Raw genomic sequence first — 15701 nt, 5'->3', positions numbered from 1 at the left:
AGCATACTGCCCGGACATCGTGTTTAGATTGAGCGCGCCGGTGCCCAGCTGTAACTCGCCTGACGTGCCGTGTGAAATCACGTGGATCGCATCCATTGATCGATGCTGCGACAGATAGGATGCAATTTGCTCTACACCATCCCGATGATGATCCAATAAAACAACTTGAACATTTCTATCGATTCCAGCCAAGATTGTTTCATAATCCACGACACTGGTATCGACAAATACAATTTCATTGATCGGTCCATTGGGAACCGCATAATTGGCCAACCATCCTTCTAAACTATTATTCTGAAACGACTGATTCCTGCTATCCGTTTGCTTGGATAAATTAATATCAATTAATTGACCATTGGTTTTGCCAAAGAAAATTTCTTGCGTGTTATTTCTTGTGATGCCAGATTCGGACTGGGTCAACAGTGATGTGTCGATAACTTCTGAAGCTGTGCTAATAGCGGCACCGTCAAACATCATTCTCGGTTCGAGCTGCCATAGTACGCCTAATGAATTTTTTGCACCGATTCCACTGTTAATTTTAGAATTGCTCTGCTTCTCTAATTTAGCCATGATTGTGAAAATCAATTTATAGAAGAATGCTTTTTTAAAAAAAATCAACGTTTTTGCCAATGATCAGTCAATTTTTCAGTAAGCACAGATAAATCTTTTTTATCAAGATCGCCTGGGATCGGATCCAGGCCCAATGAAACATAAATTCCTGCATAGGCATTCTCAAGCTCCGAATAAATACTGTCGGTGCGTGCTTCAGCTAATAATGTATTCAGTTCTTCTCGAATCAATACATGTCGACTAATCTTGCCTAACTGAGCTTCTATACGTGAATGTTCTATAATTTTCTTTTGCATCAAATAAAAATTATAGGCAGACCGATATTCTTCATTAAGATTACCAAATTGTGCCAAACTGACGTGAACTTGCGCCAATACCGCCATACTCATAGCTAGGCGTTCGGCGTCTAATAATTTTTCTTTAGTATCCAGTTCATCTAATTTTGCCGGCATGGAAATAATGCTGATCAAATTCCAAGACAGTTGTGATCCTAAACTCAACCAATCTCCATTAAAAAGAAAATTATTCGAGTTGTAGTTATAGCGAGCACCTAATTCAATGCCCGGAAGCATCTGCAAAATAGCAGCGCGCGTTTCTTTTGCATTAGCGCGTTTTTTATAAAATAACTCCCGCAATTCGGGTCGGCTCTCCAAGGCAATTTGCTCCATTTCCTCCAATTCGAGATTGAGCCTACTGATAAATTCGCCTCGTTCTGGCGCCACCAAAGTAAAATCCATACCTGGCCTGATATTCATCAGTGCAGCCAATTGCGATTTTGCGACCGATAAATTTCTTTGCAAGAAACCTATTTCCCGCTCGATACCCAACAGATCACGTTTATAAGTAAAATTGATCTTAGGATTATTCAACTGTTCCACATCCATTTGATCAATCTGATCAAGCGATTCTTTAATTTCAGCTTTTAAGCTTTGCATGCGCGAAATGAGTCGCTGATAACTAACAGCACGCCAATATGCGGAACGAACTTCTTGCACAATTCGATTGATCGCACCACGCTTTTGTTCTTCTTGAATCAGTACGTTATCAGCTGCTTGCTGCGCACGATAATAGGACACACCAAAATCGAGGATATTCCAGGTAACCCCGAGCATTGAAGCAAACACATCTTTTTCAGAAGATGTAGATGACTCTAAAGTTCTTCTTCCGGTAATCAGAGATCGACTACTTGCGCCGCTATAATTACTCCGTGAGGAATAATTCAGATCAATGACAAGTTTTGGCAGCATGTCATAGCTTTTCAGATTTAATTGCTTCTGAGCCAGGGTTTTTTGGGTTAACTCGATTTGTAATTCCAAGTTATTTTTTAGCGCTCTGGCGGTTGCTTCTTCTAAAGAAATCGGACCATTAATTGCATCATGATCTTGCTCTATTGCCCTAAGATCTTGAGTAATCCGAGCATTATTTTCCTCATCCGTAACCACTCTCGGCTGAACTGCACAACCAGAGATAATCAGTAAAATAAATACGATAAAAAATATGCGCCTATAGGAATACATTCATGTCTTTGAAAACGGAAAAAATTTTTCTGGATTAATCGCGACTTACAATCCTGCCAAGATAATTAAGCAATTTACAATAATAAAAGCAAACACCATTTGCAGAATAGGAAGTACTTTGACTAGTACTTCCATTTTTCCTATATAATTTTTACACTCTGCTTGTGAAATTTGATGAGTTCCAACTGCATACCTTTCGGAAAGAAGTTATTGCATTCGAACAAAAATGATTACAACGATTTATTGAAGAAAACAGAGAACGAAAGTAGTCGATTGACGACTATTGTTTTGAAATAAAGAAGAAACCGGCCACATTTAATTACAAATCAACTACAAAGTACCACCAAAATAATCCATTCTTACTGCACTAAGCATTATTTCAATTTAATAAAATTTCTTATAAAATCAGCAACCTCTTGATGATTGTGTTTTTCTGCCCAAACCAGAGCATTGTCACCATGTTCATTTTTAATCGCTGGATCAGCACCCCTGTTAAGTAATAGAGCAGTGGCATCCAAATGATTCCCTCTCACCGCCATCATCAATGCAGTAGTTCCATTATCTGAAGTCGCGTTAATATTGGCTTCCGCATTCAAAAGTAACCGAATCGTATCCACATGTCCGCCTGAAGCAGCATAAAGTAAAGGATTCCATCCACTGTGATTAATCTCCGCTCCTTTGATATAGAACTGCTTCACCATTTCAGTTTGACCTTGATAGCTGGCCAACATAATGGCTGTTTCACCCAGTCTGTTGCGTATATTGAGTTTCGCACCGGCATCAATCAGGAACTGTGCCAATTTCAGATTGCCGGTCTTTGCAGCAACCATGAGCGGCGTGTACCCTTCTGCATTCAGAACATCAGGGTTAGCGCCTTTTTTAATTAATTCCGATGCTTGAGATAAATTATCTTTGTCGACAGCCCAGAAAAAATCATCTTGCACACCAGCAATACTGTTTATCGGTAAGAAGAAAACAATTGCTGCAATTAAAACAGCTAAGAATCGCGAATTAGCAGGCAGGTTATCCATTTCTGTTCACTTTAAATAAGTTAAAAAAATTATCCGTAGTTGCAACCGCAATTTCATCTACTGTCATGGATCGTAATTGTGCTATTTCTTCTGCTACATGGCGCACAAATGCAGGTTGGTTCTGCTTGCCACGAAAAGGAACCGGCGCAAGATAGGGCGAGTCTGTCTCAATTAGCATTCTATCTAATTGGATTTTCTTAGCGACTTCCTTTAATGCGACGGCATTTTTAAATGTCACGATCCCCGAGAATGAAATATAAAAATTCATTGCAATTGCTTGTTGTGCCACTTCCCAACTCTCAGTAAAGCAATGCATCACACCGCCCACTTCATCAGCCCCCTCTTCTTGCATAATCCGTAGCGTATCCGCAGCGGCTGAGCGCGTATGAACGATCAAGGGTTTCTTCGCTTTTCGTGCTGCGCGGATGTGCTGGCGGAAGCGTTCTCGCTGCCATTCCAAATCTCCAGTCAAACGAAAGTAATCCAAACCGGTCTCACCAATGGCAATGACCTTGGGATGATTGGCGAGATCCGCTAATTCTTCAGCTTCCGGTTCTATCTGATCTTCATAATCCGGGTGCACGCCAACGGAGGCAAACAAGTTTTCGTGCGCTTCGGCTAATGCCCGCACGCGCGGGAAATGCGGCAAATTAACACTCACGCACAGTGCGTGTGTTACTTGGTTCTCCTGCATTTTGCGCAACAATTCATCGAGATTTGCTGCAAGATCAGGAAAATCGAGATGACAATGCGAATCAATGAACATATATTAGGAGATCTTCAAGAAGTTAGTGTGTCCCACGCAATGCATCAGCCCAACAGTTTGGTGTTTCAAACAATCGCACTTGCTCTAATCTAAGATGATTACCGTAGCTATCCTGGTAAGCTTCATCTAAAATATCAAAAGCAATCAAAGCCAGATTTTCTGCCGTTGGTTGAACATTCAGCACAACTGTTTTGTGACCTTCGAGTGATTGTAAAAATTGCAATACCACCGTGTCACCGGAATAAACCAGAAATGCATGATCCCATTGATCAACTAGCACCGATTTGGCAATCCGCTTCACTTCTGAGAAATCCATGACCATGCCTTGCTCAGCAACGCCTTCGTCGGCGATAATGTTGCCCGATAGGGTGATTTCGATCATATAGCGATGACCATGCAAATGACGGCACTGGCTGTTGTGCGTCGAAATGCGATGGCCCGCATCAAATTCCAGCTTGCGTGTGATTAACATACGTACAATTTTAATAGTGCGAAATAGATATGTGGAATTGTAACATTGCAATCCGATTCTAAACGATTGAATACGACTGACCACAGTCGCGATAGCGCTGGGCTTACTTATGTTTATCCAGTGATATCACGACGTGCGGGCGGTGTTTCAATCGGTATTAATCTAAATCCCAATAATGCATGTAACTGGCGCTGCGTATATTGTCAGGTGCCGGATCTTAAACGGGGTTCAGCACCGCGGATTGACTTAAATAAATTAGAAAGAGAATTACGATCTTTTTTGCATGAATTAGTGGATGGTGATTTCATGCAAAAACATGTGCCGCCGGAAGTCAGAAAAATTCACGATATTGCCATATCAGGCAATGGTGAACCTACCAGTGCGCAAGAATTTGAACAAGTCATTGAACTGATCGGCAGTATCCTGAAGGATTTTAATGCGCTAAAAGCTATAAAGCTTGTGTTAATCACCAATGGCAGTTTAATTAATCGGCAGCCGATACAAGCTGGATTGAAACGGATGGCTCAGCTCAATGGGGAGGTTTGGTTTAAGTTTGATCGCGCACTCGCTGAAGAAAGGCAGCGTATCAATAATACAAGCATTAGTTTAAAGAAAATTCACCGTCACCTGCAAATTGTCACTCCGCTTTGCCCCACTTGGCTACAAACCTGCGTGTTCCAAATCAATGGAAAACCACCCAGCGAACAGGAAACTAATGCTTATCTTAAGTTTATCTCGAGTCTAAAAGATGAAGGATTACCCCTCAAAGGCATCTTATTGTATGGAATCGCGCGGCCATCTTTACAACCTGAAGCACCTCAACTATCCCAAGTGACTGAGTCATGGTTAATTGCCTATGGAGAGAAAATTAAAGCACTTGGCCTGACTGTCAGACTTAACCCATAAGCATTTCAGTCAAATTGTTGTTCACATTCCCCGCAATCAGCAATTAAAATTTCTCTGTCACTATTTTACAACACAGTATGTTTTCTTGATATTGATCAATATCGATCATTTATATAACTGATATTTATTGCATTTGGCTATAACACATTAAAGAACTAGATTTTCATCAGAATAAATACTGACGAAGATAGCAAATATGAGGTTTAAGCTAAATTGTTATCGCTTATAATGCTGGCCTAGATTATTTAAGAAAACAATGCCATACCATAAAAAGGGTCTTACTAAGAGAAAATAAGCTGAAACTTTTCTCTCATACAGAATGACTCTCAAATCAAAATGTTAACGTTCATACAACAGGAGTTCCGTAATGAATTCATCAAGCATTTTTCCTTTTTCAGCAAAGCCTTTCGCTGAATTAAAAGTGCATTGGGTAAAAAGCTGGCAGAAATGGCTACTTACAGTTAGTTTATGCTGTTTAGGTATGATGTGTTTGGCCTTTCAGGTGCAGGCACAAACGCAGGCTCCGGCAAATACAAATCCACCGGCAGCAGCAACCACCGCAGCTACTCCAGCTGGAACAAGTGCACCCAGTGGAGACTATGACAGGTCAAAAGTACCGCCAGTCACCGCCGCATCGCGTCCCGGCTCATTTCTGCTGCCGCCAACCGGACCGGGTTATTACTCACTGTGGGATCTGATTACCGGCAACAAACGTGAGAAACCACCGGTTGCGCCTTATGCGCCATTTGCACTATTAACTACTCCCGCATACGACATTGATTTTCGTTATCTGGATACCGCAGGGCATGAAAAAGATTTCTTTGATCCAGTCAAAAGGATGGATCTCGGCAACGACTGGCTGCTTTCTTTTGGTGGTAATTTCTGGTACCGGTATACGCATGAGACAGATAGCCGTTTAAACGCAGCTGGTACAAATAATGACTTCCATATGTTACGCACACGATTCCATGCGGACTTATGGTACAAAGACAAAGTACGGTTATTTGCGGAAGGTATTGATGCGCGTGCTTTCGGTTCCGAACTGCCCCCGCTCGTAACGGATAGAAATCATGCCGACATACTCAATCTGTTTACCGATATAAAAATTGCCAGCGTTAATAATGGTCCCGTTTATGTGCGTGTCGGCCGTCAAGAAATGCTGTACGGTTCACAAAGATTGATTTCTACGCTCGACTGGGTCAACACACGTAGATCATTCCAGGGTGTTAAAGCCTTCTGGCGCACGCCGACATGGGACGTTGATGCCTTCTGGATGCGCCCGATGGTTATCGAAAAAGGCAATGTTGATAACTGGGATACGCAACAGAATTTTTATGGCCTGTGGGCTACCAACAAACCGAAACCCGGCCATTTAATTGATCTCTATTTCCTCAGCCTGGATAACAATAGAAACCTTAGTTCAGCCAATGTGTTAACAGGAAATATTCTGCAAGGAAACTCAAACCTTCATACCCTAGGTGGTCGACTTGTTGGAAATTTTGACAATTTATTATACGAATTGGAAGGTATGTATCAGTTTGGTCAACGGTCCAATTTGGATGTTTCCGCCTTTGCAGTTGCGAGCGGCGTGGGTTACCGTTTACCCTTGCCGATGAATCCACAAGCCTGGATACGCTATGATTTCGCATCCGGCGATAGTAAATCCAATGATGGCAGAAGTAACACATTTAATCAGCTCTTTCCTTTCGGTCACTACTACATGGGTTTCCTGGATCGTGTAGGCCGTCAAAACATACATGACATCAATGCGCAATTCACACTGCATCCAATGCCATGGGTTACATTTATTTCCCAGTACCATAGATTCTATCTGGCAAATAACACCGATTATTTATATAACGCTGCTGGCCTAGCCACAATGAGAGATCCAACGGGTCAATCAGGCAGTCATGTCGGCGATGAGATCGATTTTCGTGCAAACTTCCATGTAAGCCGCCATCAAGATGTATTGGTTGGTTACTCAAAACTGTTTAGCGGCAATTATCTGGAGAAACAACGGCCAGGAATTTCGGCCGATCTTTTCTATGTTCAGTACAATATTCGTTTCTAAGTTTTATTTGGATATTATAGTGCTCCCTCCTTTCAGGACAGTAAGTTAAATTACCCCCGGCAGAGCCGGGGGTTTACCTATTGTTAATTAGCGCAATTCAATATTAATCGATGCAAGTAGTATAGTTTGCGGGGCAGGTCGAATTCAATCCACCGGATAGATTGCTGTTTTGTTGTCTCAATCTCAACATTTCCAGCACTTTTTCATAATAATCAAGGTCCCTTACCCAGAAAATGTAGTTGACCTTCAGATTATCCCGAGCAAAATTGAGCAGCTCCGAGACGGTTGGCTGATGACCTTTATTATCCCACCGTGTATTCCGATAATTCGCTGGCTCCACTTTAACGGTCAGGGGCATCAGACCAGAATTTTTAGGATAGTATGTATAGAGACCTGGAGGAGACCATTTAGTCCCTGGATAGTTTAACCCCGGATCTTCAGTGAAAACATCCGGGCAACCCAGTGCCGATCCCATTCCTTTGAGATCGTCTACTAGTGTTGTTAGAAGCGAACGCGGGTGGTTCGTGAACTGGTATGTCATCGTATTGGGAAAGAATTCGCGCATCTTTTTGTTTAATATAAGCAGGTTGCTGTAATAAGTATCCTTCTGAATGCTGGTTAGCGGTATTATCGGGTACCCTAGAGAGGTCTCTGTCAATCCGATACCTTCAAAGTACTCATGCGAATTAAAGCGCTTTCCTAGTGCGCTAATTAGCGCAGCCAGACGAGCACGCACCTTGGAATTCCACAGCTTGATGTTGCTCCCTGTAATTGCGGAGCCGCCATCCTTACTAAAAGCGAATACGCCTTGTTCGTAGATTGGATCATTTGTCACGTAGTTCGGCACTAAATCCGTATCAGTACCCCATGATTTTAGTTCTAATAGAATTATAAGCCGTTTATTTTGCGCGGTAAGTTCAGAAAGCCTCTGCTCAATGGATGTGAAATCATATACACCAAAGGATTTCTCTAGCTCCGCCCAACTATAACGCACTTGCATTCCGCGCAGAGCTGGCGTAGCCTTCATTTCGCTATATACTTGCTGCAGATAATCCGGTTTATTTTTACCCGAACTCATAATTGCATAGTAATGGCCTGGATGCCATTTGATTGATCCAGGTGTTCCAACAACAACGGCATGCGCTGTTCCGAAGGAAATCCAAATCATGCTTAAGATGAATAATATTGCGACTAATATGCTATGCATTTGTCTCACTATCATGGAGAAACTGGTGCTATTCTTGTGTTCCGTGTGGGAAATAATTCTCATGCAAAAAACTCCTTTAAATATTGAAAATAACTCCTTCAATTTCAGTTAAAAGTGATCCTTAGCTGTTACAGAATGAATCTATTCTCGTTAGAAAAAAGACACTTCTACTTCTTAGTATTACTTACTTCAAGAATTTCAAAACCGAGAGAAGAAAGATAAAGACCCCACTTATAGAATTTATTACTTATTAATTCGTTAACTACATTTGTAATTAAGGTGTTATATTAAATATTGCCTATATAGAGTTAGCAAATTACGTGCTTACTTACCTATATTCATAGCGACTTCACATTCTAGGTATGGGAAATTACGTTGCGACTGTGACAAATTGTTACTTTGCGAAAACCGGCAGGAAGGGAAAAAATTATTACAATTGCATTCAGTTTTCCGTGCAGCTGGTGCGTGTGTGAAAGAAAGACCGAAGATTATTATTTTCTTGAAAGATAAGCATTGTAGAAAGGGAGCCTTGCATCAGGCATAGGCGCATGTCGTGCAGATTCGAGTTAGCTACTCGATCCTGAAAAAGTATCAAACTTCAGTATCAATCACCCAACCATCAACCGGATCGGCTTACTCGGCGCATCTGTCGTTGGGTGTAATGGATGGAAAATGATTCCTCAGATTCTTGCCAGGGTATCGTTGCTGCAAGCTTCAGCGATGGGTCATTGGGATCAAGCTAGAGTAACAAATGTGTTCCAAACAAATTCGGTTGATGAATCGTACTACTATGTCTTAGCATTTTTAATCACCATTTCGACCAGAAAGCACATGAATATTCTAAAATTTCCGGTCGTTATGATTACTGAGAATCAGTGCACTTATAACTAATATCAATCGCTTACAGATATTTCAGGGTCAACTAGCTATATCCTCTACCGCTTCATCGCTGAGGCCGCCATACCAGATTCCTGTTAATAGCATTTTGAATAGCAGCATTCCCGTATAGGCCGGACGTCCTATGGCATCTGAACAGGTACATAGTGCTGCGATTGCTTCTTCTATCGGTGTTCAATCGATCAATTTACCGATGAGAGCGGAGTGGGTTAGGGATTATTATTGGTTAGACAATTAGTGCATAACACAGGCAAGTTAAGGATAGCCCAAGCATTACTGCTTGAGAATACTTGCATAGCCGCCTGTTGCCAAGGCAACCAAATGTAGTTCAAATGTTCCCTGGCTGCAATCTTTACCGGCGTTATACCGGGCAAACACAAACCGAATACATGTTCGGTATTAATTTTGACATCTGGTGCATAGCGCCATCGCCATTCTTCGTAAATCTCATATTGATTCTCAACCTGCCAATCTGTTAAAGAGTAGTCGGCTGCATTTATACCAGTCTCTTCAAGAACCTCACGCATTGCAGTCTGATACAATGTTTCGCCAGGATCCTGGCTCCCTGTAACTGATTGCCAGTAATTCGGATGATCCGTTCGCTCCAATAGTAGAACCTGGAGATCAATAGTGTGAATAACAACCAGAACAGATACCGGAATTTTATACATTAAAGCAATTAACTATCCACTCACTGGCTTTGTTTCAGTTTGCCGCAGGCGAATGTTTAGTTCTTTTAACTGCTTTTCATCCACAGTGCTGGGCGCATGTGTTAACAGGCATTGTGCACGTTGTGTTTTCGGGAATGCAATTACATCACGGATTGATTCTGAACCGGTCATCATAGTTAAAATGCGATCCAAACCGAATGCAATGCCTCCATGTGGTGGAGCCCCATACTGCAATGCCTCTAACAGGAAACCGAATTTTTCTTGCGCTTCCTCTGCTGAAATATTCAAAGCACGGAACACCTTGGACTGAACATCCTGACGATGAATCCGTACCGACCCACCACCAATTTCAGAACCGTTTAGAACCATATCATAAGCTTTTGAGATTGCTTTTCCGGGATCTGTTTCCAATAAATTCTCATGCCCATCGACAGGTGACGTGAAGGGATGATGCAGCGCTTGCCAGCGATTTTCATCTTCATCGCGTTCAAACATTGGAAAATCAACAACCCATAACGGTTTCCAACCAGAACTGGCGTGACCATGCTGATGACCAATTTTGATACGTAATGCGCCTAAAGATTCATTAACGACTTTAGTTTTATCCGCGCCGAAGAATATCAAATCGCCATTCTTTGCATTTGTGCGCGTAAGAATCGTTTTAATGGTTTCTTCCGGCAGAAATTTCAGAATCGGCGATTGCAACCCTTCAACGCCATCGGTCAGATTATTGACTTTAATGTAAGCCAAGCCTTTCGCGCCATAGATTGCTACAAAACTGGTATAGTCATCAATTTCCTTGCGCGACAACTCTCCGCCTCTCGGCACACACAATGCAGCAACGCGACCATCTGGCTTCTCCGCCGCTTCACGAAACACCTTGAAAGGAACATCTTTCATGATGTCGGTTAATTCGGTAAATTCTAATGGGACACGTAAATCCGGCTTATCCGAACCATATTTGAACATCGCGTCTGCATAAGTCAACCGCGGGAATGGATTGGGTAAATCGACATTATTTAAGGTCTTAAACAGGTCACGTATCATTTCTTCCATCAAAGACATAATCTCATCGGCTGACAGGAAGGATGTTTCTATATCGATTTGCGTAAACTCCGGCTGCCGGTCAGCGCGCAAATCTTCATCGCGGAAACAACGTGTGATCTGATAATAGCGATCAAATCCCGATACCATCAGGAGTTGCTTGAACAACTGCGGCGATTGCGGTAATGCAAAAAAATGACCGGCATTAACCCGTGACGGAACCAAATAGTCTCTCGCGCCTTCCGGTGTGGACTTGGTCAACATCGGTGTTTCAATATCCAGAAATCCATGCTGATCCAAAAACACCCGCACTGCCATCGCTACTTTATGGCGCAAGCGAAGATTAGATTGCATCACCGGACGGCGTAAATCCAGATAACGATGCTCCAATCGGACGACTTCACTAATATTGTCATCATCCATCAGAAAAGGTGGTGTCAGCGAGCTATTCAACACCTCTATCGCTGCGATCAGAATCTCAATCTCACCGCTGAATAAGGATGTATTGACCGTTCCTTCAGGGCGTCTTCTTACCTTACCCGTGATTTTCAGTACAAACTCATTACGTATTTTTTCTGCTTTATGGAATGTTTCCACATTATCAGGATCGCAAACGATCTGTACCAGACCCTCACGATCACGCAGATCGATGAATATCACACCGCCATGATCTCTGCGTCGATGGACCCAACCAAAAAGTGTCACTGTTTTATCAAGATATTCGGCATTAATGGCGCCACAGTAATTTGTACGCATAATTCTGTTTATTAGTCTGAAGGTGAGATTACGATTCTTTGTTATTATGTCGCAGGATATCGATATTTTTGCGGCAAAAAATGTTACATTGGCATCACTCGTTGCATAGCAAGCAACTCATTGCGATATTTCCTAATCATCTAATCAACAGCTGCAGTAGGAGCCGGACTGCTATCTTTATTTGCGGCGATATCTGTGGCGGCAGGCGTTGCTGTTGGTTGCGCACTATCTTTTGCGGCTACCTTAGTGTCCGTCTGCTTTGTTTTGTTATTCTTAAAGTCAGTGACATACCAGCCACTGCCTTTCAATTGAAATCCTGCAGCGGATATTAGTTTTGTATAGTTACTACTGCCGCAAACTGGGCAAGCCGCAATAGGCGCATCGCTAATCTTCTGCAAATGTTCTTTCTCGGCACCGCATGAATTGCAAAGATATTCATAAATAGGCATAGAGGCTTCCAACAATCCAATAATGAGAAACTCGGTATTATACCTTAACCATCTATATTTGATATGCATCTATGGCATTCCGGGTTTATATGCCCATAGACTCAGATATGATAATCAGAGCGATTACTCGCTCTTTAATCATCAATTCTTTAGTTCATTCCTCAGACTGTTTCACAAGACTTGGAAATACTCGCCACAGCACTGTTAAATAAGGATCTATATATTTTAATCTCGTTCGTTTCTACAGCATAAAGGAAGATACCCCTGTTTCTCCCGTTTACTCATGCTGTTTTCTGCCTGGTTGTTTGGTTACAATTTCCACATGGTTTGCCACACTGATTTAAATAATCACAAACTCCGCATTGGTCATGGCCAACCCAACGCCAATCGTAGCAATTTGTACCGCAGCGCCAGCACCGTTGCCATTTGCATCGTATAACAACGCACCGGTCGTATTGTTATAGATGATGAAATCATTGGCATCCAATGCCTGTGTACCGATCCTGAATTGGCCAGCCGCTAAAGTACCGGTCGTCGTTAATGCCGTAAATACCGCATTCTCAAGCTGGATGGTGTCATTGGCTACGTTATAGTCGGTTCGTGTCAATGTGACCGAGGGTAGTAAACTTAAAGACATCGTTACCCGTTCCACCAGTTAACGTATTCGTACCGATGCCACCATCAAGGGTATCGTTTCCCGCACCGCCATTGAGCGTATCGTTACCGGCTCCGTCATTGAGAATATCATTACCAACTCCCCAGGGCAATCGGGCTTAAATTACTCCAATAATGCGGAGTAAATAATCATTATCCCAACCGGCCTTTAATCGTTTTATTTTTACACCGATTTTTGATATCTTTTCTTTATTTATCAGGTTTAAAGCAATATGTCTGATAGTGGCAAGATTGGCTGCGCTATGGCCTTTGCGTGTCCGGTTGCCATCTTCATCAAAAGCAATATCAAGCACCCAATGTAAATTGTTCTCGATAGCCCAATGAGCGCGAACAGCATGTTCCAGTTTAGCCGGATTATTGGCACTCAGACTACTGATGAAATAACGCGTTTCCCCGGTGATTCTATTTTCTGATTCTCTTGTTGCTGTAACCGCAATGATACTTTGTAGTCCTGCCCAAGCATGACGTTCTTTTAACCATGCGATCTCATCTGTCACACAAATAGTACGTGTTTCAATGCGTCCATGACCCCCATCAACAGTCACCATGGCGGCTTCAGGCGATAACTGCGAGGTAAAATACGTGGCAACATCTTCATGTAAGTTACCCTGGTTGCCCTTCTGGCTCAAGACATAATCGCCACCTTGTTGAATAATCTGCTGAGCGATTCTTTTCTGGCAACCCATGGCATCAACTGTAACCACACTTCCTGCAATATTCAGTCGCGATAACAGCTTGGGAATGGCCGTAATTTCATTGGATTTATTGTCCACTTTAACCTGACCCAAGACCAGGTTATTGTGCTGCGCTCATGCACTGACCATATGGATAGCTGCCTTTCTTGAAGCCTTATCAATGCTACGCCTTAGGCATTTGCCATCGATTGCAATGACTTCTCCTTCAGTCAGACTGGCTAAGTCAGACACCCAGTTGGAAAAACACTCGTCAAACTGTTCATTATCTATCGCTGCAAAAACATCTCCAAAGGTATCATGCGCGGGTATCCCATGCTGCAAACCAAGCAATTTAGTGAACCAGTCTATCTTGGCTTTGCCAAATTCTTCAATAGCCACCCAATTGTCCGCCCCACAGATAACAGCGCATGAGGCGATAAAAAATATATCCTGTAACTGGTGTTTCTTTTGCCTGTCTACTCTCGGATCTTCAATGCTTGAAAAGTGATGGATAATTGACGCTATCGGTTTCTCTATCATTTGAAATCAAAATGATAAACCTAATACCTCATCTTGTTTCTGTTTTCAAGCCTCTTTTAGCCCGATTGCCCTGGCAATACAACCTTATGAGGTTGAGTGCATTGTTAACGAACGAACTTTAACTAAAATTATCCCGAATCGGTATTTCGAAATTGAAGGTAGTTTCGAGTTACCGCCTCTTTTTGAGATGCGTATTAACAGTAAAGAGCATAAGTCACGAATTGCGGCACTAGATCAATTATTAAGTGAAGACAACGCAGTAGAATGATGAATAAGCTATTATTTTTTAACGCTTAAGGGGATTATATTCATAACAACCTCAACCGCAGCATATCACCTACATAATTGATTATTCACAACATTAAGTATATTAGAAATGGAAAACAAACTACCTAAAGGTTACGCTCTCAAGCTTCTGAAATCATGCGAATTAGGCGCAAAAAAACAAATCAATCGGCATGTACTTCCCCGAAGGAGAGGCTGAAGCCAAAGCTAAAAGTCTTGGCTGCTCACTTAGCGTTTTTCAGATTCTGGATATTTAAGGTAATCGTATATTGACCACCAAATAGCTCGCAGTTTAAAAACTACCATGCCCGTGTTTTTGTATCGACGGGTCTGTCATGGTTCTTATGTTAGCAACCGCACAGAACTTATCCCAAAATATAAATAAAATCTTATCTCACAGCTGATAACTCCAGATGTGAAGACCGCATGACGAAGTGCATTCTGAGCATAGCCGGATTCGTCAAGGATGTAGATCTAAACCTTCCCAGTGCGTTTTCTCTTCCCCTCTCTCACGAACGCATTGGTTTTTTTTCAGATCCAATTTGATTATAAATAATTAGCAAATTCCTCCTTCTTGTAGCCTAGCTTATTAGCTCTCTCATTCCGAGGGGTATAAGCAATGTTCTATAGCGTACAGAACAGTTTAGGAATAATGGGCATTATTAGCAGCGTAACTTTGAGAATCTCTAAATAATTTTAAATAAGGAATATATTAAAATGAAATTAACTAATTTATTAATGATACTGACATTAGGCTTGTTTTTTTCGACTGCACATGCAACAGAAACACTACCTGAAAAAAGCGAAGCAACTAAAAATGACATAAAACGCGATGCGAATAAAGCTGTGGACCGTGTAGATGAGGCAACTTGTACTGGCACTGATGCAGAATGCGCGAAAAGAAAAATTGGAAATCGTGCTGAAGAAGGAAAAGATTTAATTAAAGATAAATCTACAGAAATAAAAAATAAAGTAGATTAATTTAAATTTTTATAACATAAACCCGTCCATGAGGCGGGTTTATTATTGTTAAATGTCGATTTATCCCGGTGACATATTGGTGACATTTTCCCAGAAAATAAAAAAGCACTTAGGATTTTTAGTCACTAAGTGCTTGTTATTATGGGTTGCGGGGGCAGGATTTGAACCTACGACCTTCGGGTTATGAGC

General features: G+C 41.9%; 14 protein-coding genes and 1 pseudogene. 3 read left to right on the top strand and 12 right to left on the bottom strand.

What is annotated here, in order from left to right; all coding sequences use genetic code 11:
- The 5 genes from K2P83_RS12795 to queD form a co-directional block, all read right to left on the bottom strand.
- The coding region (locus K2P83_RS12795; protein WP_292929779.1) for a DUF4347 domain-containing protein at nt 1-570 on the bottom strand (570 nt) is incomplete at its 3' end.
- 44 nt (nt 571-614) lie between these two features.
- Nucleotides 615-2087, bottom strand: a complete 1473-nt coding sequence (locus K2P83_RS12790; RefSeq protein WP_292929777.1) for a TolC family protein — start codon at nt 2085-2087, stop codon at nt 615-617.
- A gap of 374 nt (nt 2088-2461) precedes the next feature.
- Nucleotides 2462-3118, bottom strand: a complete 657-nt coding sequence (locus K2P83_RS12785) for an ankyrin repeat domain-containing protein (RefSeq protein WP_292929775.1) — start codon at nt 3116-3118, stop codon at nt 2462-2464.
- Nucleotides 3111-3884: a TatD family hydrolase gene (locus K2P83_RS12780; protein ID WP_292929773.1), complete on the bottom strand. Its 774-nt coding sequence runs from the start codon at nt 3882-3884 to the stop codon at nt 3111-3113. Before K2P83_RS12780 ends, K2P83_RS12785 begins: the two co-directional genes overlap by 8 nt.
- A 22-nt stretch (nt 3885-3906) precedes the next feature.
- Complete coding sequence (queD, locus tag K2P83_RS12775; protein ID WP_292929771.1) at nt 3907-4356, bottom strand: 6-carboxytetrahydropterin synthase QueD; 450 nt, start codon at nt 4354-4356, stop codon at nt 3907-3909.
- Nucleotides 4357-4401: 45 nt separating this feature from the next.
- Here queD and K2P83_RS12770 point away from each other — a divergent pair, with 45 nt between their 5' ends.
- Both K2P83_RS12770 and K2P83_RS12765 read left to right on the top strand, forming a co-directional pair.
- Entirely contained in the window at nt 4402-5262 is an 861-nt protein-coding gene (locus K2P83_RS12770; protein WP_292929769.1) for a radical SAM protein, read from the top strand.
- A 367-nt stretch (nt 5263-5629) separates the two neighbouring features.
- Complete coding sequence (locus tag K2P83_RS12765) at nt 5630-7333, top strand: alginate export family protein (protein ID WP_292929767.1); 1704 nt, start codon at nt 5630-5632, stop codon at nt 7331-7333.
- 103 nt (nt 7334-7436) lie between these two features.
- On the opposite strand, the gene K2P83_RS12760 is transcribed toward K2P83_RS12765, so the two are convergent.
- The 7 genes and pseudogenes from K2P83_RS12760 to K2P83_RS12730 form a co-directional block, all read right to left on the bottom strand.
- Nucleotides 7437-8603, bottom strand: a complete 1167-nt coding sequence (locus tag K2P83_RS12760; RefSeq protein WP_292929765.1) for a glycoside hydrolase — start codon at nt 8601-8603, stop codon at nt 7437-7439.
- A gap of 1043 nt (nt 8604-9646) precedes the next feature.
- On the bottom strand, nt 9647-10108 hold the full coding sequence (nudB, locus tag K2P83_RS12755) for a dihydroneopterin triphosphate diphosphatase (protein ID WP_292929763.1): 462 nt from the start codon (nt 10106-10108) through the stop codon (nt 9647-9649).
- A 12-nt stretch (nt 10109-10120) separates the two neighbouring features.
- The gene (gene aspS / locus K2P83_RS12750; RefSeq protein ID WP_292929761.1) at nt 10121-11908 is read right to left on the bottom strand and encodes an aspartate--tRNA ligase; all 1788 of its coding nucleotides are present in this window, start codon (nt 11906-11908) and stop codon (nt 10121-10123) included.
- A gap of 140 nt (nt 11909-12048) precedes the next feature.
- Nucleotides 12049-12357, bottom strand: a complete 309-nt coding sequence (locus tag K2P83_RS12745; RefSeq protein WP_292929781.1) for a zinc ribbon domain-containing protein — start codon at nt 12355-12357, stop codon at nt 12049-12051.
- Nucleotides 12358-12697: 340 nt separating this feature from the next.
- Nucleotides 12698-12964, bottom strand: coding sequence for a hypothetical protein (locus K2P83_RS12740; protein WP_292929759.1), 267 nt, complete (start codon nt 12962-12964; stop codon nt 12698-12700).
- Nucleotides 12945-13124 carry a hypothetical protein gene (locus K2P83_RS12735; RefSeq protein WP_292929757.1) on the bottom strand — a complete coding sequence of 60 codons (180 nt, stop codon included), beginning with the start codon at nt 13122-13124 and terminating at the stop codon, nt 12945-12947. Before K2P83_RS12735 ends, K2P83_RS12740 begins: the two co-directional genes overlap by 20 nt.
- A gap of 6 nt (nt 13125-13130) precedes the next feature.
- A pseudogene (locus K2P83_RS12730) lies at nt 13131-14246 on the bottom strand (ISAs1 family transposase).
- Between the two features lie 1002 nt (nt 14247-15248).
- On the opposite strand from K2P83_RS12730, the gene K2P83_RS12725 reads away from it, so the two are divergent.
- Complete coding sequence (locus tag K2P83_RS12725) at nt 15249-15512, top strand: hypothetical protein (protein WP_292929755.1); 264 nt, start codon at nt 15249-15251, stop codon at nt 15510-15512.
- Nucleotides 15513-15701 lie beyond the last annotated feature (189 nt).

The organism is Nitrosomonas sp. (assembly GCF_019752415.1).
Taxonomy (GTDB): Bacteria; Pseudomonadota; Gammaproteobacteria; order Burkholderiales; family Nitrosomonadaceae; genus Nitrosomonas.
Note: the sequence above shows the minus strand (reverse complement) of the source record. Positions and strands in the feature narration are given on the sequence as shown.